The 20,211-nt window shown below is 45.5% G+C and carries 21 protein-coding genes and 1 pseudogene; 19 read left to right on the top strand and 3 right to left on the bottom strand.

Features of this window, described 5'->3' with window-relative positions; all coding sequences use genetic code 11:
• Window positions 1–4 precede the first annotated feature (4 nt).
• The 5 genes from CRG97_RS17680 (at window position 5) to CRG97_RS17660 (ending at window position 4,548) form a co-directional block, all read left to right on the top strand.
• Complete coding sequence (locus CRG97_RS17680) at window positions 5–1,345, top strand: sensor histidine kinase (protein ID WP_098745762.1); 1,341 nt, start codon at window positions 5–7, stop codon at window positions 1,343–1,345.
• Window positions 1,346–1,649: 304 nt separating this feature from the next.
• Window positions 1,650–2,606: a hypothetical protein gene (locus CRG97_RS17675; protein ID WP_098745760.1), complete on the top strand. Its 957-nt coding sequence runs from the start codon at window positions 1,650–1,652 to the stop codon at window positions 2,604–2,606.
• Between the two features lie 273 nt (window positions 2,607–2,879).
• On the top strand, window positions 2,880–3,356 hold the full coding sequence (locus CRG97_RS17670; RefSeq protein ID WP_098745757.1) for a YqeG family HAD IIIA-type phosphatase: 477 nt from the start codon (window positions 2,880–2,882) through the stop codon (window positions 3,354–3,356).
• Window positions 3,357–3,409: 53 nt separating this feature from the next.
• On the top strand, window positions 3,410–4,114 hold the full coding sequence (locus tag CRG97_RS17665; protein ID WP_098745754.1) for a DUF421 domain-containing protein: 705 nt from the start codon (window positions 3,410–3,412) through the stop codon (window positions 4,112–4,114).
• 179 nt (window positions 4,115–4,293) lie between these two features.
• Entirely contained in the window at window positions 4,294–4,548 is a 255-nt protein-coding gene (locus CRG97_RS17660; protein ID WP_481856207.1) for a hypothetical protein, read from the top strand.
• Between the two features lie 454 nt (window positions 4,549–5,002).
• Here the strand turns inward: CRG97_RS17660 and CRG97_RS34030 are convergent, their stop codons facing one another.
• Window positions 5,003–5,125, bottom strand: a complete 123-nt coding sequence (locus CRG97_RS34030) for a hypothetical protein (RefSeq protein ID WP_272914370.1) — start codon at window positions 5,123–5,125, stop codon at window positions 5,003–5,005.
• Window positions 5,126–5,459: 334 nt separating this feature from the next.
• On the opposite strand from CRG97_RS34030, the gene CRG97_RS17655 reads away from it, so the two are divergent.
• From CRG97_RS17655 to CRG97_RS17635, 5 genes are all read left to right on the top strand, one after another.
• On the top strand, window positions 5,460–5,936 hold the full coding sequence (locus CRG97_RS17655) for a GNAT family N-acetyltransferase (RefSeq protein ID WP_098745751.1): 477 nt from the start codon (window positions 5,460–5,462) through the stop codon (window positions 5,934–5,936).
• A gap of 689 nt (window positions 5,937–6,625) precedes the next feature.
• Window positions 6,626–7,615, top strand: a complete 990-nt coding sequence (locus tag CRG97_RS17650; protein WP_098745748.1) for an ABC transporter permease — start codon at window positions 6,626–6,628, stop codon at window positions 7,613–7,615.
• 16 nt (window positions 7,616–7,631) lie between these two features.
• Window positions 7,632–8,543 (top strand): carbohydrate ABC transporter permease, encoded by a 912-nt coding sequence (locus tag CRG97_RS17645; protein ID WP_098745745.1) that lies wholly within the window; start codon window positions 7,632–7,634, stop codon window positions 8,541–8,543.
• 53 nt (window positions 8,544–8,596) lie between these two features.
• A complete protein-coding gene (locus CRG97_RS17640) occupies window positions 8,597–10,210 on the top strand; it encodes an extracellular solute-binding protein (protein ID WP_098745742.1) in 1,614 nt (537 codons plus the stop codon).
• 75 nt (window positions 10,211–10,285) lie between these two features.
• Entirely contained in the window at window positions 10,286–11,311 is a 1,026-nt protein-coding gene (locus CRG97_RS17635; RefSeq protein ID WP_098745740.1) for a glycoside hydrolase family 130 protein, read from the top strand.
• A 47-nt stretch (window positions 11,312–11,358) separates the two neighbouring features.
• Here the strand turns inward: CRG97_RS17635 and CRG97_RS17630 are convergent, their stop codons facing one another.
• Complete coding sequence (locus CRG97_RS17630) at window positions 11,359–13,692, bottom strand: helix-turn-helix domain-containing protein (protein WP_098745737.1); 2,334 nt, start codon at window positions 13,690–13,692, stop codon at window positions 11,359–11,361.
• Between the two features lie 231 nt (window positions 13,693–13,923).
• Between CRG97_RS17630 and CRG97_RS17625 the strand changes: the two are divergent.
• Window positions 13,924–14,112, top strand: a pseudogene (locus CRG97_RS17625) (hydroxylamine reductase); the annotation flags it as partial.
• Window positions 14,113–14,250: 138 nt separating this feature from the next.
• Here CRG97_RS17625 and CRG97_RS17620 read toward each other — a convergent pair.
• Entirely contained in the window at window positions 14,251–14,592 is a 342-nt protein-coding gene (locus CRG97_RS17620; RefSeq protein ID WP_098745735.1) for a winged helix-turn-helix transcriptional regulator, read from the bottom strand.
• Between the two features lie 106 nt (window positions 14,593–14,698).
• Here CRG97_RS17620 and CRG97_RS17615 point away from each other — a divergent pair, with 106 nt between their 5' ends.
• The 8 genes from CRG97_RS17615 to CRG97_RS17585 all read left to right on the top strand — a co-directional run bounded on the left by CRG97_RS17615 (window position 14,699) and on the right by CRG97_RS17585 (window position 20,156).
• Window positions 14,699–15,613, top strand: coding sequence for an arginase family protein (locus tag CRG97_RS17615; RefSeq protein ID WP_098745733.1), 915 nt, complete (start codon window positions 14,699–14,701; stop codon window positions 15,611–15,613).
• 260 nt (window positions 15,614–15,873) lie between these two features.
• On the top strand, window positions 15,874–16,356 hold the full coding sequence (locus CRG97_RS17610; RefSeq protein ID WP_098745731.1) for a DUF2975 domain-containing protein: 483 nt from the start codon (window positions 15,874–15,876) through the stop codon (window positions 16,354–16,356).
• Window positions 16,357–16,365: 9 nt separating this feature from the next.
• Entirely contained in the window at window positions 16,366–16,581 is a 216-nt protein-coding gene (locus tag CRG97_RS17605; RefSeq protein WP_098745729.1) for a helix-turn-helix domain-containing protein, read from the top strand.
• 309 nt (window positions 16,582–16,890) lie between these two features.
• Entirely contained in the window at window positions 16,891–17,184 is a 294-nt protein-coding gene (locus CRG97_RS17600; RefSeq protein WP_237566467.1) for a hypothetical protein, read from the top strand.
• Window positions 17,185–17,294: 110 nt separating this feature from the next.
• On the top strand, window positions 17,295–17,858 hold the full coding sequence (locus CRG97_RS17595) for a hypothetical protein (RefSeq protein ID WP_153047504.1): 564 nt from the start codon (window positions 17,295–17,297) through the stop codon (window positions 17,856–17,858).
• Between the two features lie 300 nt (window positions 17,859–18,158).
• The gene (locus tag CRG97_RS34260; protein ID WP_481856206.1) at window positions 18,159–18,374 is read left to right on the top strand and encodes a hypothetical protein; all 216 of its coding nucleotides are present in this window, start codon (window positions 18,159–18,161) and stop codon (window positions 18,372–18,374) included.
• A 9-nt stretch (window positions 18,375–18,383) separates the two neighbouring features.
• Entirely contained in the window at window positions 18,384–18,902 is a 519-nt protein-coding gene (locus CRG97_RS17590; protein WP_481856205.1) for a YggS family pyridoxal phosphate-dependent enzyme, read from the top strand.
• A 21-nt stretch (window positions 18,903–18,923) separates the two neighbouring features.
• A complete protein-coding gene (locus CRG97_RS17585; protein WP_098745723.1) occupies window positions 18,924–20,156 on the top strand; it encodes a benzoate/H(+) symporter BenE family transporter in 1,233 nt (410 codons plus the stop codon).
• The last annotated feature ends 55 nt before the right edge of the window (window positions 20,157–20,211 follow it).

Genomic DNA, 20,211 nt, shown 5'->3' with positions numbered 1-20,211 from the left:
GTTAATGAGCAAATACCTGATCTTTATTTTGACAGCCTTACTGCTATGGCCGATTATTCCAGCCTTGTTTTATTTACCTGGCTATATGTTTAGCGATCATCCAGTATATCGTCCTGAAGAGATAACCCGCATGTGGCAACAGGAGGCAGCCAACCTGGACGGTGCAGGAAGGGATAGGATTAATTCCAAACTGCGGGAGTTGAACGAGGACTATCCGAATGCTGAGATATTCTGGGTGGACCCATCAGGGATGACGAATGCAGTCAGGGACCTCTCGGAAGATATACCTGAGCAATGGACTTATCTGGATATTCTCTCCATTCAAGAGCAAGATCGTAATCAAGAAACGCTGGTCTTAACCTCCCTCATCGGAAACGATCCGAAACAAGGTTTTATGGTGATGCGGGTCCCGGAATCCCATATCCTTAATGCAGAAATGTCGCTTTCGGGAAACTTGCCCCTAATCTTTCTGTTTTTAATGATCTGTGGATGCTTCTTTATGCTGTCATGGCTGTTCTTCATTAAGCTTCGCAAAAGACTGATCAGGCTTCAATCGGCAATGACCGTAAACGGATTGAAAGAAATTCCGAATGAAGTCACGATCATGAAGGACGACGAGATCGGAGAACTCGAAGGCTCTTTTAACCGGATGGTGAAAGAGCTCAAAGAAAGTCAAAAACGGGAGCGGGAGGAGGAGGAACTGCGTAAGCAATTTATTTCAACGATTTCCCACGATCTTCGAACCCCGCTGACTGTCATCCGGCAGCATGTCCATACCGTTCGAAAAGACCCTGCTTCTTCCCAGGGACAGGTTTCACTTTCGGTCATCGAGCATAAGCTCGATGACATCAGTAATCTGATGGATAATTTGCTGTCATACACGCTGTTATCGGCGGGGAAGTATCCGCTACACAAGCAGCCGATTGATATTATAGAAGAGGTTCGGAATCGAGTGGCTCAGTGGTATCCGGTATTCGAGGCTAAGGAATTTGATGTCCTTGTCGAGCTTCCTGACCAGACATTAATTTGGGATGCGGACCCATTGTGGTTTAACCGGATCCTGGATAATGTGTTTCAGAACGTGGTACGTCATGCGGGAGCGGGTCGGTACATTGGCATTCAAATGATTGAGCGTCAGAAGCAGCTGATGCTGGTCATCAGCGATAAGGGGCCTGGATCCTGCAACGAGTCACCTGAAAAAGGCGCAGGAATCGGGTTGTCCATTGTATCGATGATGGCCAGGGAGATGGATATGCAATGGGAATTGAAATCCGACGCAAACGGAAGTGCGTTTTATATTTGGAAGGATAGCAGTTGCGGTGTTATAACTAACGTGACAGATTAAGCATTGAAAGGGTGATGGTAAAGGGAACTAGTGTGACATAGAAATCGCCCGCATGTTATTCGAATTTAATATACGTTTCCTTTCGAAGACCAAGGAAGAAGCTGCGTTCAAGTCACTCAGAGTGACTTATACGCAGCTTCTTTTTTGAGTATTGACATACCTAAATCCGGAAAGAGAGTTCTACGGCTTCTCGTCAACGAATTTAATCCAAACTTAAACTTGAGGTCACTTTGTTTTTCGATTAGGGAGATAGAATGGAGTGTGAGGTAAAGGCCGAGTTATTTAAGGAGGTAAGTTAACCAACATGAAGGTTGAGCATAAGAAAGTTTCCGTCGAGTTGCAGGCACCGCAATGGATGAAGATGCGTAGAATTTGTGGTTATGGCGCTGCCATAGCGGTGACGCCGTATCTATTGATTAAAATGGCATGGACGCTCGGTTACTTCATACCAACCGAGCAAATGGGCGACACGAGTTGGCGTGCGATCAACGCAGCTACCGCAGTGCTTGCCGCTGTTGGAATCCTGCTGGCAATGGCGTTCACCAGGCCGTGGGGCGAACGTCTGCCTGCATGGCTGGTAGCCTTCCCAGTATGGGTTGGTACCGGTCTGCTCGTTCCCATGTTGCTCTTGGCACCGGTGTTAGGACCGGCGGCTATGACTCGGGATCAGGCGGCGGGGGCCGCCGACGTTTGGGCATACGAACAGTTCTTTGTCATGGTCTCGCTGGTTGGCATCGGCATTTGTCTGCCTCTCGCCTTCGTAGGGTATGCGAAGACACGGTGGCCGGAGGCGTTCGGTGATTCGATTGACTATAGCAGGTCACCGGGTAATACTTGGAGATTGCAGCTTACATTGTCCAGGCTGGTTGGAGCCGGCTGTATCCTGTTAGGTATCATTAAGGTGTTCTGGGCTGCTGGAGGCACCCTCGGTATTGATCCGGCCAGACTGGACGATCGTGATGTATGGTGGCATCTGCTGACGTTTAGTACCGGAGCGTGGTCCATTGCGGGGGCGTGGGGATTGCTGGTGTTAACTTCCCGCCGCGGACCGTTGAGATTTCTGTACCCGATGGCGTCAGTATGGATTTCGTCGGGCATGCTGTTCTCTTATAACCTCTTTGCCGCTATTCGTACCGATTCGCAGTTCTCGCCAGAGTACCAACTGCTGCGGATACTGACCACAGAGGCCGGTGTCATCTTAGGCGTCATGATGTTAATGATCATTCTGTTTGTTTTGCACGATCGACGAAGAGCCTTGTAGGGTTGCTTACCGGACGATTCGTTGGAACAAGTTAATGTTTATTGCGATATCGATTCGGAACAGTACGTCGTTCAAGTTACTGACATCCTTGCCTATCGGAAGGAAGAAAACAAACATGCTTATGAAGTCGCGGATATCGCGGCTTTTTTGTTTAGGCGAATCCAAACATACAGACCAACCAAGAGAAATGATTGTTCAAAAGTATGATTTTAACAGAATGAAGGCAATCTATACATGATTGGCTCACTTATATCAAAGTAGTGGAGGGTATGAATGTCTATTTTTAAACCATCGCAAATGGCGCGCTCGATTTATGAGATTGACGGAGAAACACTCCAGCAGGCAGGTATTAAAGGGATAATCCTTGACTGGACTAATACCATAATGACGAAGAATGCTGACTCCATAACAGATTCGATGAAATCTTGGCTGACTAATATGCAGTCCCGATATGGAATTAAGGTGATCATCGTCTCTAACAGCAAACCTCCGGTGCGTGACCACGGACAGATCCATGAGATTCCAGCTTTGTTCGAAGCCGGTAAACCGAAGAAAAAAGCGTTTTTAGCCGCATTGAATATACTTGGAACCCGTAGTAACGAGACAGCCGTTATTGGAAACGGCATAATTACAGATTTATGGGGTGGAAACCGTCTAGGGATGTACACGATTTTTATATCTTCTTCATGGGTGAAACCTCGGATATTAGGGGTAGTCAAACGACTATTCGTAAAAGTGCTTCGAGTATAAACGAACGTGCTACAGAATGAACACAATTGATGTGAATCCGCGGGGTGAATGGATTGGATTTTTTCGAGAGTAAAGAATCGTTGACAACCATGGAATGGATCTTAAGAGCTATTGTTAGCTTCGTTTTTTTACTTCTTGCAGCTAAATTAATGGGGCAGCGTTCCATATCTCAATTGAGGTTTCTCGATTTCGTTTTGGCTCTAACGCTCGGTAATATTATAGCTCACCCGCTTTCAGACGAGAAACTGGGGTTAAAGGGATCTATGATCACGACTATCGTTCTAGTAGTTTTATACATTGCAGCTACGTGGTTGAGTCTGAAGTGGCCGTTCTTCAAACGATATCTAGATCCATCACCAATCACACTTGTTAAACATGGACGCATCCAGTTTCATAACTTATCTAAAGCAAGGATCTCTATTGATTTTTTATTTTCTGAGTTAAGAAAAGAAAAAGTGGAGGATATACAAAAGGTAGCCCTTGCCGTATGGGAGCCGGGCGGAACCATATCCGTTTTTATGGACACACCATTCCAACCGGTTACTCCGGCAGATATGAAATTAGAGACGGAGCCGTTTAAGATCTCAAGGCCGATCATCGTAGATGGAAAAATCGATTTGTCGCTCCTACAGGAAATGGGGAAGGATTTAGATTGGCTTCATTCAAAAATAGCACCTTCTAATACGAATATTCACGATGTAATACTTGCGACTATCGAGAACGAGAACGTGCGAGTTTATTCAGAACCAAAAAAGTAGGAGCGCTCCGGCTACGTTCCCTATTGAATTGGAAATCTTGAATGGTCTAATCAGATCATTCGATGGAGGCATTATCAGCGGGCATCCCCTTACGGGGACATGCTCATGGTAATGCCTTTTCTTGTAGCTTTTTTAATATACCAGAGACGTAGATTGTGAAAGGATGGATCAAGAAAATCATGAAAAAATGGCTCCGTAAGGATGCTTCGGCGACCATGTTCTTTCTCGTGCCAAGCGGTATCGGATTTGCACTCTATTACCTTATTCCATTTGCCATGGGCGTGTACTATTCCTTTATGAGCCAATCGGTAGACGGCCATTTTGTGGGTCTCGGTAATTACGTGGAGCTGATTGGAAGTGCTTCCTTCCGCAAGGCGGCATCCAACACGTTTTACTTCATAAACGGGAAAACTCCACGAAAGAGCTGGAAATGACAATACCGATTCAATAATGTAAACGTCGGACAATTGATGGGCAGTGTGGATGATGTGTCCGTGTGCACAGCTGTGCGCGGTGTGCACTGATGTATGCAGTGTGCACTGATGTATGCAATTTGCACTGATGTATGCGGTGTGTGCACTGATGTATGCGGACAGGAGGTCCGCTATTTCCCAACAACTGTACCAAATTCAAGGATTCGCGGACACAGGATCCGTTATTCTCGGCTTTTCCCTGTTTTTGCGGTGATATACCGGCAATAGCGGAACCTGTGTCCGCTTAACCTTATGTTTAGCACCTTTGTTCACAAATAGCGGAATCACGGTCCGCTAGGAGTTGGTCTGGTAGCTTCTTCCTCATAACCCCCTAAAGTATGATTGGTTTCCCATATGGGTTTCCAACAATATCAACTTTATGGGGGTTGACTTCATTAATATGTATCCCCAGCCTCTATGTATCTTCAGCCTCTGCTTTTATATGTTCTCCGTGAGCAGTATCGCCCTCGCCGCTGACCCCCTTGACCTTTACCATCTCCAGTACCTTTTCGGTCAGTTTTATTTCCTCAATCGACATGGTTAGCGGCAGCCTGAAAGTTATGGTCAATCCCAATGAGTTAGCAGAATGCGGCGGAACAGATGAATAAGCGACAACGAGCAAAGTGATTGCTTTCCATCTGGATTATCCATCTATAGGAATGCTAAGGGGCAGCTTATATTAACAACAAATAAACCGGCACAAGAATGTGCCGGTTGACTGATATTTCTGATACCTAAAAAAGCCATAGATACATGATAGTGTATTAAAAAATTCAATATAAGTCTATTACTTTTTTTGGATAAATTGTATGTTATATAAGCGACCGCGGCGCAAAACGAATAAGCCAAGATAATGAGGGGAGAAGCCTTGCATGATTACACTCAGAAAAATCACGTTAGAAAACCGACGTGCCATATTTAATCTGGAAGTTGAAGAAGATCAACGGCGATTCGTTGCGTCCAATCTATCGAGCGTGGCTTCGTGTTATGTCCTTGCAACCAATGACGGACATCCATTTCCATTTGCCATTTACGCGGATGAACAGCCGGTCGGTTTTGTTATGATTACTTATAGAATCACCGGGTACGAACTCCCGACCATCGCGGACGACAGCTATTGCATCCTGCGGCTGATGATTGACAAGCAATATCAGAACAGAGGCTATGGTCGGGAAGCCATGACAAAAATCTTGGATTTTATCCGCACCTTTCCGGCAGGGCCTGCACATTACTGTTGGATTTCTTATAAGGCTGATAACGTGGCCGCCAAAAAGCTTTATGAAAGCTACGGCTTCCGTGACAACGGCGAAAGCATCGGAGACGAGCTAATAACCGTGTTACGACTCTGATTCACTGCTTCAATGAATCAACCTTTGAAGAAGCTGTCCCAAAAGTTAAGATCTGTTCGCTCGATAAGACCGCTCGATAGATGAAAAAAACAGCAATAATAAGGAAATGGCGGTGCTAGGGAGGTAATCCCTGCACCGCCATTTCTGGCTTTTGGTCTATTGCTGCCTTCTTGAGCAAATTGTGGGCGAGCGAAAGTCACCCGACTCAAGGCTAGCAGTTTCCGTACCTTCTCTGCAGTTTGGGATGATGGCTAAGCCGCTTATCGGCTTCATTCAAATGCTCAATAATAGAGGCTGGCAGGTTCATTAGGATTCTCCTCCTAGCTTGGTATCTTATTTTGTCATTCCTTGTTCTAGTGCGAGTTGTTCGGTGTTCGAAGGCCATGTTCACACAACGCTTGATGGAGCACAATATGTAACTTATGAAACTTGATCATAGGTTCATAATTCACACATTCTCAACATCATATATGAGCAATGATCGCGGAGATTCGAATGAGAAAAAAGATGATAGCAGCGGGATTACGCCGGACAGAGGGATGACAATGCACATCTTACACATTTACGATGTCATGCAGTCTTCTCTACACTTTGGAATGTAAGCGTTACCTGTTAACCACTGAAACGTGATGTACGTAAGTGAACCAGATAACCTGACATGAATCGATATTTGAGAAAGGAGGGGAAGCATGAAGGGGAAAAGACTACTTGCTGTGATATCCGGAAGACGTTCAATCCATCGCGAAACGAAGCCGCTTAATAAGGGTGTGAACCAAACGTCTCTTGGTAAAAGAATCAGGGTGAACTGGGAGCTCTATCTGTTCTTGGCGCCGGTCTTGCTGTATTTCCTTGTATTTCACTATGCGCCGATGTATGGTATTCAGATTGCCTTTAAGAACTTTATCCCTAGCAAAGGCATCATGGACAGCCCATGGGTGGGCTTCGATCATTTCGAGCGTTTCTTCAATTCCTACTATTTCTGGGATTTGCTGTGGAATACGTTCAGCCTCAGCTTCTACGAGCTGTTAATCGGGTTTCCGCTACCGATTATCCTGGCACTCGCTTTCAACGAAATCCGGACGGGTCCCTTCAAGAAAATAGTCCAGACCGTTACGTATGCGCCTCATTTTATATCCGTTGTTGTCATGGCGGGTATGATTATTACGTTCTTATCGCCGTCCACAGGCATACTGATCCAATTTATCAAATGGATGGGCATCGATGCGCCGAACTTTCTGTCGGATCCGGCCTGGTTCAAGACCGTATACGTTCTGTCCGGGGTCTGGCAAAGCACCGGATGGGGGACCATTATATACCTGGCTGCGCTGTCCGGTGTCGATCCCCAGCAGCATGAAGCTGCGATCGTGGATGGAGCCAGTCGTTTCAAACGATTGTTGCACATCAACCTGCCGGCCATACTCCCAACCATCACCATTTTGTTGATTTTGAACATGGGCAACATTCTTACGATAGGCTTCGAAAAAATACTGCTGCTGCAGAACTCACTGAATATGGAGTCTTCGGATGTCATTTCAACTTATGTCTACCGGACCGGTCTGGTAGACGCGCAGTACAGCTTCTCGACAGCCGTTGGCCTGTTCAACTCCGTTATTAACGTCATTTTACTGGTAACGGTCAACCGGATTGCCAGACGCACCAGCGAGAACAGCCTATGGTAGAAAGGGGGAAAGTACATTGGTTACCGCTATGAAGGAATCGAAGTGGGACAAGATTTTTCTTGGCAGCGTCTATATCTATTTATCCATCGCTCTGATTGTTGTTCTGTATCCGCTCATTTATATTCTCAGCGCATCGATCAGCAGCCCGCAGCAGGTAAATTCGGGTGCGATGTGGCTGTTTCCCAAGGAGATTACCTTGGCCGGATACCAGCTGGTCTTCGAAAACCCGAAGATTTGGAACGGATATCTGAACACGATAGTCTATACTGGGATAGGAACGCTGTTGAACCTGGCCGTAACTCTGCCTGCAGCCTATGCGCTCAGCAGGTCTGATTTAGTCGGTCGTCAACTGTTCTTGGGATTTATTCTGTTCACGATGTTCTTTACCGGAGGGCTTGTGCCAACGTATCTCGTAGTCCGGAATTTGGGGCTGATCAACACGATGGGGGCGCTCATTCTTCCCGTAGCAGCATCGGTATGGAATATAATTGTTGCCCGGACGTTCTTTCAGACGACGATCCCGAAGGAACTGCAGGAAGCGGCATACATGGACGGCTGTACCAACCTGAAGCTGTTCGTCCGCATTATTCTGCCGCTGTCCGCACCGATTATCGCAGTCATGGCTTTGTTTTACGGGGTCAGTCACTGGAACAGCTATTTTCCGGCTCTGATCTATCTCAACGATGAGAGCAAGTACCCTCTGCAGATGGTATTACGGCAGATTCTGGTTCTTCAGGAAATGACGGCGGAGACGACCGGCGCGGGAATCAGCGGGGATGCCGCCAGGGCAATGAATTCCAAAGCCGAAACCGCATCACTGATCAAGTACGGGGTTATCGTCGTATCGACACTGCCGATTGTGGCTCTCTATCCTTTTTTACAGCGATACTTTGTCCAAGGGGTCATGATTGGCTCTGTAAAAGGATAATGAAAGCGTTTTATAAAAATATGAACTTGAGTATTCAAAGGGAGGAAACATGGATGAAGATGACAAGCAAACCTTGGAAGCTGGTGTTGACGGGCATGACGGCCCTGTCTTTGCTCGCCGGATGCAGTTCGGCCAGCGATACGACTACTGGAACGAAGTCAACAGAAGCAGCCGCAGTGAATAAGGAAGGCTTCCCGATTGTTAATGAACCACTAACGCTGACGATGATGGCACCTGATGTCGGTGTTCAGAACTGGCAGGATATGATCGTTCTGCAGCAGATGAAGGAAATGACGGGCATTTCCTTCCGATACTTAAACGCTCCGAAGGATAGCTTTGATACGAAGAAGAACCTCGTATTTGCCAGCGGCGATTACCCGGATGTCTTCTATGCTGCAGGCTTGACGGCGGCTGAACAGATGAACTATGGCGAGCAGGGAATTCTGATTCCGCTTGAGGAGCTTATCGAGGAATATGCTCCGAACTTCAAGGCGCTGATGGACGAGATTCCCGAGATCCGTAAATCCATTACCGCTCCTGATGGGCATATCTACTCCTTACCTGCGATCGATTTAAGCCAGCACTGGTATCGCAACCCGATGTGGTATAACGGAGATTTCATGGAGGCCCTGAATATCGACAAGCTTCCGGAGACGACCGAGGAGCTCTATACCTTCCTGAAGCGGGTAAAAGAAGAAGATCCGAACGGCAATGGTGTCGCCGATGAAATCCCGATCTCTTCCGTATCGACAGCAACGACCAATGCTCGGGATATTCGTACTTGGCTTCTTGGCGCTTTCGGCGTTTATGAAGACGAAATTTATGTTGATGATGAGGATGTTGTTCATTATACCCCGATAGAAGAGGGCTTCAGAGAGTATCTGGTCTATATGAACCGTCTATGGAAAGAGGATCTGCTTGACCACGAAAGCTATTCACAAACCGCAGAACAGAAAAAGGCCAAGGCACAGAACAATCAGGTGGCCCTGTTCTCCGACTGGCATGCCTACATGACCAAAGGGGGAGAACCGTCCACCAAAGATCCGATGTTCGCTCCGGTGAAGAGCGATTTGGTAGACAAGCCGGCCATCGCCAAGAACAGAGGGATTACTACGGGAGCTTTTGCCATCACGGTTACCAATCCTGCCCCTGAAGCATCGATGCGTTGGGTGGACTACCTTTACTCTTATGAAGGATCGCTCTTTTTCAACAAAGGACCTGAAGGCAAGCTGTGGGAGTACACGGATGAAGCCAATCGTGTGAAGCGCTATCTGCCTGTTCCAGACGGCAAGGAAATGGAGGATTACCGTGCGACTTTGACGCCAAATTACGGCATTCCGGCTCCTACCATCAACACGGACGATATTAATAAAGGATTGAAGACCGACTTTGATCTGTGGGTTGAGAAGGAAACGAAGGAAAAGCTGCTTGATCGCGGAGCCAGACCTCCGTTCCCTGCTTTGTTTCTTACCGTTGAAGAGCAAACCGAGATTAACAGTCTGAACTCTGATCTGAGCACGTATGTACAACAGATGGAGGCGAAATTCGTTACCGGAGCAGAACCATTGTCAAATTGGGATAACTACCTGAGCACGATGAAGAAAATGGGTGCCGATCGGGTCGTTGAAATCTACCAAGGTGCATATGACCGCTGGAAGTCGAACTAAACATAAATTGTGCCTAGTAGAATTCAAGTGGGCCTGATTAATCCTGAATATCATACAAATGTGGAGGCATAGTCTATGAAAATTACGAGACATCCGAACAATCCGATCGTCGTTCCGGGGAAGTACGAATGGCGTAAAGTCACCGTATTCAATCCTGCGGTTATTATCGACAACGGCAAGTTTTACATGATCGAGCGTACCGCAGGCTCGCTAACGCCTTGCAAGAATGTTTTGGGACTGCTGGAGAGTGAAGACGGAGTGAATTTTACGCACGTAAAAGACGAGCCGATCGTGACTCCTGACATGCTGGGCTTTCCATATGGAAGCGTCCAGGACCCGCGGATTGTCAAAATTGACGGCACGTACTATCTAAACTATGCCCTTAGGCCGTGCGCCATGAGTTACTATCCGACAGGAGCGGGCATACCGGAGCGTTCGATTCCGAAATATCCGGACGGGTGGGGAGAAGAGGAAGGCCACTGGCTCACTCGCTCTTCGATTGTGAAGTCGGACAATCTGATCGACTGGGAATTCGTTGCCGATACGACACCACTCGACATAAACGACCGTGACAACATTCTGTTCCCTGAGAAGATTAACGGAAAATATGTATTGCTGCGCCGTCCGGAGGAATACGTGGGTGCAGCTTACGGAACGGACAGTGCGGCGATATGGATTACGTACTCGGAGGATCTGGTTCACTGGGAAGAGCCCAAGCTTCTGGCTAAGGCTGAGAATCCAGCTTGGGAATCCAGGAAAATCGGCGGAGCAACGCCGCCTGTGCGAACAAATAAAGGCTGGCTGGTCCTTTACCACGGGGTTGATGATCAGGTCGTTTACCGTGTTGGGGCGATGCTTCTTGACCTGAACAACCCCGAGAAGGTCATAGCAAGAACGAAGACTTTCATTATGGAACCGGAAACATACTATGAGAAATTCGGTTATCAAATTCCGAATGTTGTGTTCCCGACAGGAAACGTGGTCAAAGATGGCCTGCTCTATATCTATTATGGTGTTACCGACACTGCAATTGCACTGGCTACCGTGCCGATAGATGAGCTGGTAGAGTATATCTTGAACGAACCGCAGCTAGCGAAGTAGAAGCACAAGGGCCCTTTCGAGACAAAGTCTCCGAAAGGGCCCTTGTGTTATATATCCACCCTGTTCGAGAGATGTTGTTTGCGGTACTGACCGGGCGTAAGTCCGGTTTCTTTCTTGAATTTGCGGATGAAATTGGGTGCATCCAGGTAACCGACCTGTTCGATGATTTCCTTCAGGGGAGCGCTTGTTGTCACAAGCAGCCGAATGACTTCTTCCATACGCCTCTTCCAGATATACTGCGAGAAACTGATCCCGGTTTTCTCTTTAAAGCTGCGGCTTAAGTAAGAGGTAGAGACGGAAAATTTAAGGGCGACATGCTCCAGGCTGAGCGTATAGTCGGCAAACTGCTGATTTACATAATGTACGATATCATCGATCAGTTTAGGCGCTGCTTGCTCATGGTTACGCTCAACCTTCTCGCAAATCTCTGTCGTCAGCGACAACAGCTTGTCCTCAAATTCCTCCAGCGTCTCAAACGACGTATAGTCCGAGATGTTGCTGAACACTTCGTTCATTCCGACCTCAGAGGCGGACCGAAGCAGTGCGTTTAATAGATCGAAGCAAATGCAGCGCAGCAGATGAATCTGCAGCAGCGGTTCGCTCCGAATGGTCTCCATCATCTCGGCGATCATCTGCACGGCCACCGACTCGTTGCCTTGCTTTAGGCTTTGCTCCAGCTTGAGCAGCGACTTTCTTGGAAGCCACACGCCTTTGGCGACAGGATGATTCTGCTCTGCCAACTGGTCGAAATAGGTGATACGGCTGCTGCCAACCATTCGGTGCTCCAGTGCGGTTGCGGCTTCGATGAAGGATTGGTTCAGTTGCCCCAAATCCCGGTAGGGCGTACCTACGCCCATGCTCGGATCGAGCCGCGTGTTCTCGGAGATCAATGCCTGGACCGCGCGAATGATCTGCTCCATCAGGAGCTTCAGCGAATCTTGACCAGGGTCAGGAAGTGATACGATCAGCGCAAATTGATTATCGGCTGAGAATTCAACGCCATAGATATTCGCATGAAGCCCTGATGGTTCAACATGGCTGAGAATTTTATGCACCTGCCGACGATCATTCTGGACATCCTCGGCCGCATCGTTTTCTTCCCAGGACAGAATCACACAGAAATAAATGACTTGTTCTTGGGGAGGTTCTAGTCCGACTGCGGCGATCATTCGCTCGATTTCGGGATCATCCGGCTTGCCGTGCTTCAGTAGAAGCAGCATGCATTGGTTGCGCACGAACGGCTCCTGCATATCGATTCGGGTGCTGTAATCGTGAAGGGTCTGACGAATCCATTCCCATTCATTGCGCGTTTTTGGCTCTGGAGTATCGTTGATTCTGAGCTTGGCGAATTCCATCAAATCCTTAATCGGGTGATATTGGCGTCTAGCCAGCACAAAAGCGGCGAGCACTCCGGTTATGACTGCGATGACAAACACCAGCAGAATGAGCGTCTGTACATGAGCGACCCGGCTGAAGAACTGGTAGCTTGGCATGATGGTCATGTAGTTCCAGCCGTTCTCCCCGGATTTGACTGATACGACGGAATACTTGTCATTATTCAGGGAGAGATTGTGTATGCCGGCATCAAGCGCAGCCAATGACCCGAGATGCTCTTGGGACAGGGTTACGCCATGATTGTTGGCTGTAAGCACTTCATTATTTTGATTGAAAATATAGCTGCTCCCGGTGAAATCGTTAAGAATAGAATCCATGACCCCGGTAAGATTGGACTCTTTCACCATATATACGACGCTTCCGTAGGGATAGGGGGCATTGGGCTTGATCGGTACGATTACGGTCAGCATCGCCTCCTGCCTGGAGCTGTTGATCGTAACATTCTCGGCAGGCCGTATGAACATCTGATTCGTTTCGTTCAGAGCAACGATTATATCCTCCAGACTCCAGTTCTCATAACGATAAAAGGAATCGAACGTAACGTTAACATTCGTCAGGCCGCGGTAAGAATAGATAACCGGGTCGTTATGATAGTATATGAAGATGTCTTCAATGATGCTGCTGTTCGCTTTATAGTTGGCCAAAGCTTGTATGGCTTCCACTCTGTAATAAGAATCACGGACCATATAAGGGGTTAAGCGTCTGTCGTAAGCGATTCGGCCGGAAAGCTCCCGAAGCTCTGCGATACGGGAGTCGATGGTCATTTTTACCTGGTTCAATTGATTGATGTTGGATTGTTCAATCTCGGTACGAAGCCCGCTGACAGCGCTATCATAAACAAATATCGTTACTCCCGTCAGGGGAATCAGGAAGATCAGAATATAAGACAGAACGTATCTTAGGAGCAGCTTCGACTTAAAGTGATTCCAGTTTATTCGGAAAGTGAAAGTGGATACGATGAATGATTTGAGCTTGTGAATGATCATTTGGGTGAATCCTCCATTGCATTCTTTCATGTCTTGCGATAATTCGATTTCATCAACCACGATGTGCTGTCCAAACATTATATCATTATAATGATATAATTTGGCGAAATATGAAGAATAAACTCATAAAATTATTCATTACAAGACATCAGACGTGCATGGTTGGAGATAGAGGAGAAGGGTATGGGAGCTAGCAGCTACCGGATGGCCGGACAGCTGCTTTTTGGCATTTGGTTTGAGCAAAAGGCGGTTGCCATTCTGCTGGGCTTATTCAGCCTGGGCATCCAAGATATCCGAATTGGACCGAAACTGCCGGAGTTCATCTCCAAGGGCGTACTGGACATCCTGGTCGATATGTTCGGCCTGAAGCTGATTACAACGGCCGAGGAAGACATGAATGCCATGCTGGCATTGTCATAATCATTCAAATGGTATGATAAATTAAACGGCCTTACCCTAATGAAATTCAGGACTAAGGCCGCTTCAATCGACTCTTTTGGAAATGGCGGTACAGGGATGACCTCTCTGGGATCGCCATTTTTTTCATTTTTGCTGGGCTTAATGATGTTGGTTTTTTGCTCCCCACTCACATAACTGTTCCAAGATGGGTAATAGCGTTTCCGCTTTATCTGTAAGACTGTACTCGACTTTTGGCGGAACTTGAGGGTATTCTTTGCGTGTCACCAGACCATCCGCTTCCAATTCTTTGAGCTGTGAGCTCAATGTTTTGTAGGTAATTGCTCCTATTTGTCTTTTCAGATCATTAAAGCGAACCGTTTGGTTTTCTGCCAAAAGGTACATAATAACCATTTTCCATTTACCACCAATGATTGAAATGGTATAACCAAAAGGTGTATCTTGAACATTTTTAACCTTACCTTTAAATTCCGCCATACTCATACTTAACACTATCCTTTCGGGTAGTACCTATCATAATTGTGCGTACTATTTTTTTATTTGTGCTCAGTCTATACTAACCTTACTTTGATGTAAAGGAGAGAAACAAATGACTAAAAAAACAATACGCCTGTTAATGCCACAGTGGCAAGGGGGTAACAACCCGAACTACTCTTTTGGAGCCGAGCTGCTTGCTTGGCTAGCTCCGGACAGTGATCAGCCCCTTATCCATGTACCAGTTCAAGCTTATGATGGAACTCCGCTAGAAAACGAGGACGGTATGAATGGAAGAAAACAGCTGCTTGCACAGCTAGAGGCTGCTCATCATCTTATTGAAGCTCATAAGCCGGATCGCATCGTCATGTTTGGTGGTGATTGCCTAGTTGAACAAGCTCCATTTGCCTATTTAAACGAACGATACGGCGGGGAATTAGGTTTAATATGGATCGATGCTCACTCGGATTTAGTCAATTATGTCGGGTATGATAACGGACATGCATTACCTCTCGGGAATCTTTTGGGAGAAGGAGATGAGGAGTTCGCCAAACATGTAAAAATCCCGCTAAAACCTGAAAAAGTCTTTATTGCGGGATTAGCAGCTCCAACAGAACAAGAATTTGTAATGATTTCAGAAGCGTTTCAAAGACTAGGTGTTGCTCCTACAGAACCAGACACGGAAATGATTCAAAGGCTTGGTATTAGAACTGCCGGAACGAAAGAGTTAGCGAGCGGTACTGAATCTATAAAAGAATGGATCAAAGAAAGCGGCATAAAACACCTGGCTATTCACCTTGATTTAGACGTACTAGATCCACAGGCATTTCGTTCTTTATTATTCGCGAACCCTGAAGAACCCTTTAATTTATCTCCCAAGGGAACCATGCAAATGCCTCAACTAGTGAGTTTGATTAAAGAATTATCTGAAGCAACAGATATCGTTGGATTAGGTATAACAGAGCATTTGCCGTGGGACTCCATTAACTTGAAGAAACTCCTTGGAGAAATACCCATTTTAAAAAACTAAAGTTATAAAAGAATTTTAATAGAACAACGAACGGCATATACTTAGAAAATACATTCCGCACCCTAGCTTTAGGGTGTGTTTTTTTATGGCAGCAAGTGCAATGCTTCAGATTGATTTCGTTTAAATGAAGGCCATTCATTGAGGAAGGCCTTCACATCTTAATATCAATATAAATATAATAAAAAACAGTAATTATTTATTGTAAAACGATAAATTTATTGATAAAATCAAATTCATAATAATGAAGTGAGGTGCTTTTAATGAAACGTGGATCCACACTCTTTCTAAGGATAGCTGTTATTCTTATTGGAATCCCAATTCTTGCATTGTGTATATTTGTGGTACCAGGGATAGCGAATTTCACTGCAGAATTGTATCCAGATCATACTTATTTGAAATATCTCGTTCTCATCGATTTGTATGCAGCCGCGATACCTTTTTATTTTGCTTTGTATCAGGCTTATAAACTTCTAGGCTATATTGACAAGAACAAAGCTTTCTCGGAATTATCCGTACGCGTTCTAAAGAATATAAAATACTGTGCAACCATAATCAGCAGCTTGTTTGTGGTAGGTATGCCACTCTTCTATCTGATTGCGGAGAAAGACGATGCCCCAGGTATTATACTCATCGGAATGGCCCTGATTTTTGCGTCCATGGTGATTGCCGTTTTTGCTGCAGTTCTTCAGAAGCTACTACAAGAGGCAATTGATATAAAATCTGAAAATGATTTGACGGTCTGAGGTGATACTATGGCGATTATAATCAATATTGATGTGATGCTGGCTAAACGGAAAATGAGCGTAACCGAACTTTCGGAGAGGGTTGGAATAACAATGGCTAACCTTTCGATATTGAAAAATGGAAAAGCCAAAGCCATCAGGCTTTCAACATTAGAAGCTATTTGCAATGCGCTGGAATGCCAACCTGGAGATATTTTAGAATACAAAAGTGACGAGAACACGTAAGGATCATAAGCAGAGATCTAAAAAGTCGCCATTTTGGCGACTTTTTTGTGATTCATAGCTGATAAGATGAATGTCTGATGGGGAACTGCAGCGAATCAATAAACTGACGGACAGTTTAGTTTGCGAAGCAGGTTAGGATCACTCTTCCTAATATGTGGTAATATGGTCGTCAAGAACAATTGAAGAGGGGTTGGATACTTGATTCGGGGAGTAATTATCGAAGGGTTTTTTTGTTATAGTAACGAAAACGATAGTTCAACGACTAAGAGTAGTGAGTCATCTATCGTGTGAACATGAGGAGGTTAAGGTATGATGAACGACTGCAATGAGGGTAATACTCAGGAAAATAGTGAGATTGATAATGATCAATGGATCTGCGAAGTGGATCAGATTCTTCATAAGATGATCGACAAGTTAGGTGTAGCATATGGCATCGTAAGGGAAAGTAATAACCATGAGGAGCCAACATGCTGGAATATTCGTATCGAAGATTCTGAAACCGTACTCACATCAACCATCTTACTCGAATATATGAGCCGAAATAAAAACTTGAAGGAAGTATTGTCTTTTTTTATGTGCGATCGGTTTCCACACTATAGATAAAGAGTGTATTAACGTGTGAAGTTATTCAACTAATGGTCAGGAGAGCGAAAGGGTAATTTAACGTTGCAACTTATGGAAATTAAGATCGTCATATAATGAAGGGGGAGATTATGATGATTTTTCTTTTAAGAAGTATAGTGCTTATACTATTCGTATCTTTAATCGGGTGTCAGCAAAATACGACCTCAACAGAAAAACTCACAACTGAAGCAGGTATTGAAGATTTTGTGGAGCCAGAGCCATCGGATTGGGTGAAATATATAACGCCTGTCAGAGAGTACATGTATTATAGAACGCAAGCCGTGGTTAACAAGGATATTCATATTTTGTGGGATCATTACCCAGATCTAAAAGAGAATGTTGACCACAAACAAGGGGTCAATATTGAGAAATATGAGGTTGAATCCTTAAATCAAAATGTTAATTTATTGGATGCCAATTATAATATTGAAGATTATGAACGAATTAAAGTGAAAATGATAAACGATAATAAAGTGGAAGTTCTTATTCATGCAAGTATGATTTATTTGAGAGATGATTTTGATGAGTCCGGAGGGGAATATTTAATTAAGCTGTTCTTAGAACATAAGAATAATCATTGGACCGTCGTAAAAACTGACGAATATACTTTACCAGAATACAAAGAATGGATGAAGGAAAAGGAACAGATATAATCCATTGTTAAGCTTATCTATTCATAAAATAGTAGAAATAAACGAACCATTCCTCTCAGGGATTGAGTTCGTTTTTTTTCTTTCTAAGGTGTTGGAATGGAATGTGCGCTTTTATGGATTGCTCGATTACATCAGTTTTGGATATATATTCACAATCCATATGTTGATATACTAGCGTACACATAGAGAAGGAGGTAAGTCGAATGGCTCTAAGAAGCGGATGACAACAGGAGTTAATTTTGATCAGCGTGCAGGTGGTCGTGTTGGACTTGTACGTGCAGAAGAAAGAGGGGAGAAGACATGGAGCGTCTCGTTGAAGAGAATCTCAAAACCGTGAAGCAGCAAATGGAATTGGCATGCCAAGCCTCGGGTCGCCAGATAGAGGACGTGAAATTATTGTTGGCAACCAAAACCGTTCCGCTTGAAAAATTGCAAATGGCCATACAAGCGGGGGAGACTTTATTTGGGGAAAACAAAGCACAAGAACTGCGGGGCAAATTTCCACTTATGCAGTAGTACAATTAGGTGGAGTGGCATTTTATCGGACATCTGCAAACCAATAAAGTGAAGGACGTTGTCAAATATGTTACGCTCATTCATTCTGTGGATCGTTTGAAACTGGGGCAGGCCCTTCACCATCAGCTCGTTAAAGAGAACAAAACCATGGATATTTTGGTGCAAATCAACACGTCCTATGAAGAAAGTAAATTTGGTGCTCCTCCGGAAATGGCAGTGGAGTTGGTAGAACAGTTGTCCCAGTTCGAAACGTTAAACGTGAAAGGCTTAATGACGATTGGCAAACTGAATGCAACCAACGATGAGACCCGGCATTGCTTCCGGTTACTAAAATGTATTCAAACACAAATCAGAGAGAAAAATTTCCCTCGTGTGAAAATGGATATCCTCTCGATGGGTATGTCCGGTGATTTTAAGGTGGCCATCGAGGAAGGAGCTACCATCATCCGCGTAGGGACTAGCGTATTCGGCCAACGTTACTTGCCGGACAGCTATTACTGGAACGAACACGCGCAACAGGACGATTAGGAGAAAGGCAGGAGAACACTCATGAACACAACAACATCCCCTTCGCTGCGCGGCCGCGATTTGATATCGCCAACCATAGCCGCTTTAATATCTGTCATTGTCAACTATGGGGGCACCTTTATTCTCGTGTTTCAGGCAGCAAAAGTCGCGGGTTTAAGTCCCGAAATGACCGCTTCCTGGATTTGGTCCATCTCCATTGGAGTGGGTGTGACGGGGATCTGGCTAAGTTATCGTTACCGGGAACCGCTTATTACGGCTTGGTCAACACCAGGTGTGGCTTTTCTCGTTTCGGCCTTAGCGGTAACCCCTTATCCGGAAGCCATTGGAGCTTACATAATCTCTGCCGTAGGATTTATTGTTTTAGGATTATCGGGCATGTTCGAACGATTTGTCCGGCTTATTCCTCCAGGTATTGCTTCTGGACTACTAGCAGGCATTTTACTTCAGTTTGGCATTTCAGCTTTTGGGGGAGCGAAAGTTGACCCATTGCTTGTCGTTGTCCTGTTTGCCGCTTATATCGTGCTACGACGGTTTACATCCCGCTATGCGATTGTTGGCATACTGGCCATCGGACTGATTTATTTGATTGTTATGGGAAAAGCGGATTTCAGCACGATCCACTTGGCGATTGCATCACCGGTATTTGTCATTCCGGAGTTTTCACTACATGCTACATTAGGCGTTGCATTGCCGCTGTTTATTATTACTTTGACGGGACAATACATGCCCGGAATGCTCGTTTTGCGGAATGACGGGTTTAAGACGAGCGCAAATCCGATTTTGACCGTAACGGGTCTGGGTTCACTTCTTGCAGCACCTTTCGGCTCGCATGCTTTTAATGTAGCAGCCATTACAGCAGCGATTTGCACAGGGAAAGATGCGCATGAGGATTCCACAAAACGCTATATCGCAGGCATTGCCTGTGGCATTTTTTATATTGTTGTCGGCATTTTTGGCGTGACGTTGGCTGCTCTGTTTTTGATTCTGCCGTCTACCTTTATCGCGACATTAGCGGGATTGGCATTGCTTGGCACCATTGGTGGTAGTCTTGCCAATGCTCTAACGGATCCCAAGGGACGGGAGACCGCATTGATTACGTTTTTAGCAACAGCCGCGAATGTCACTCTACTTGGCGTCGGCGGCGCATTTTGGGGACTTGTTGCGGGATTGGCTGCTCATCTATTGATTCATGGGAAATTTTATAAAAAGCAACACAGTTCAAGTGGAGTACAGCAAGTGGAACCAAAACAATAGTAGGCGAGAACATGAAAACAGGTATAGAGCGGGTCAAAAGGCGGGTGGCGGGGTT

It is taken from the genome of Paenibacillus sp. EZ-K15, from assembly GCF_002573715.1.
GTDB lineage: Bacteria > Bacillota > Bacilli > Paenibacillales > Paenibacillaceae > Paenibacillus_AQ.
This window is presented reverse-complemented; position numbering and strand designations above follow the sequence as displayed.

Coding starts and splice junctions, on each gene's coding strand:
- CRG97_RS17610 (WP_098745731.1), top strand. CDS start 15,874: ATGAAACGTGGATCCACACTCTTTCTAAGGATAGCTGTTATTCTTATT.
- CRG97_RS17675 (WP_098745760.1), top strand. CDS start 1,650: ATGAAGGTTGAGCATAAGAAAGTTTCCGTCGAGTTGCAGGCACCGCAA.
- CRG97_RS17585 (WP_098745723.1), top strand. CDS start 18,924: ATGAACACAACAACATCCCCTTCGCTGCGCGGCCGCGATTTGATATCG.
- CRG97_RS17600 (WP_237566467.1), top strand. CDS start 16,891: ATGATGAACGACTGCAATGAGGGTAATACTCAGGAAAATAGTGAGATT.
- CRG97_RS17655 (WP_098745751.1), top strand. CDS start 5,460: ATGATTACACTCAGAAAAATCACGTTAGAAAACCGACGTGCCATATTT.
- CRG97_RS17650 (WP_098745748.1), top strand. CDS start 6,626: ATGAAGGGGAAAAGACTACTTGCTGTGATATCCGGAAGACGTTCAATC.
- CRG97_RS17615 (WP_098745733.1), top strand. CDS start 14,699: ATGACTAAAAAAACAATACGCCTGTTAATGCCACAGTGGCAAGGGGGT.
- CRG97_RS34260 (WP_481856206.1), top strand. CDS start 18,159: ATGGAGCGTCTCGTTGAAGAGAATCTCAAAACCGTGAAGCAGCAAATG.
- CRG97_RS17605 (WP_098745729.1), top strand. CDS start 16,366: ATGGCGATTATAATCAATATTGATGTGATGCTGGCTAAACGGAAAATG.
- CRG97_RS17630 (WP_098745737.1), bottom strand. CDS start 13,692: ATGATCATTCACAAGCTCAAATCATTCATCGTATCCACTTTCACTTTC.
- CRG97_RS17660 (WP_481856207.1), top strand. CDS start 4,294: ATGAAAAAATGGCTCCGTAAGGATGCTTCGGCGACCATGTTCTTTCTC.
- CRG97_RS17640 (WP_098745742.1), top strand. CDS start 8,597: ATGAAGATGACAAGCAAACCTTGGAAGCTGGTGTTGACGGGCATGACG.
- CRG97_RS17680 (WP_098745762.1), top strand. CDS start 5: ATGAGCAAATACCTGATCTTTATTTTGACAGCCTTACTGCTATGGCCG.
- CRG97_RS17670 (WP_098745757.1), top strand. CDS start 2,880: ATGTCTATTTTTAAACCATCGCAAATGGCGCGCTCGATTTATGAGATT.
- CRG97_RS17635 (WP_098745740.1), top strand. CDS start 10,286: ATGAAAATTACGAGACATCCGAACAATCCGATCGTCGTTCCGGGGAAG.
- CRG97_RS17595 (WP_153047504.1), top strand. CDS start 17,295: ATGATGATTTTTCTTTTAAGAAGTATAGTGCTTATACTATTCGTATCT.
- CRG97_RS17620 (WP_098745735.1), bottom strand. CDS start 14,592: ATGAGTATGGCGGAATTTAAAGGTAAGGTTAAAAATGTTCAAGATACA.
- CRG97_RS34030 (WP_272914370.1), bottom strand. CDS start 5,125: ATGTCGATTGAGGAAATAAAACTGACCGAAAAGGTACTGGAGATGGTA.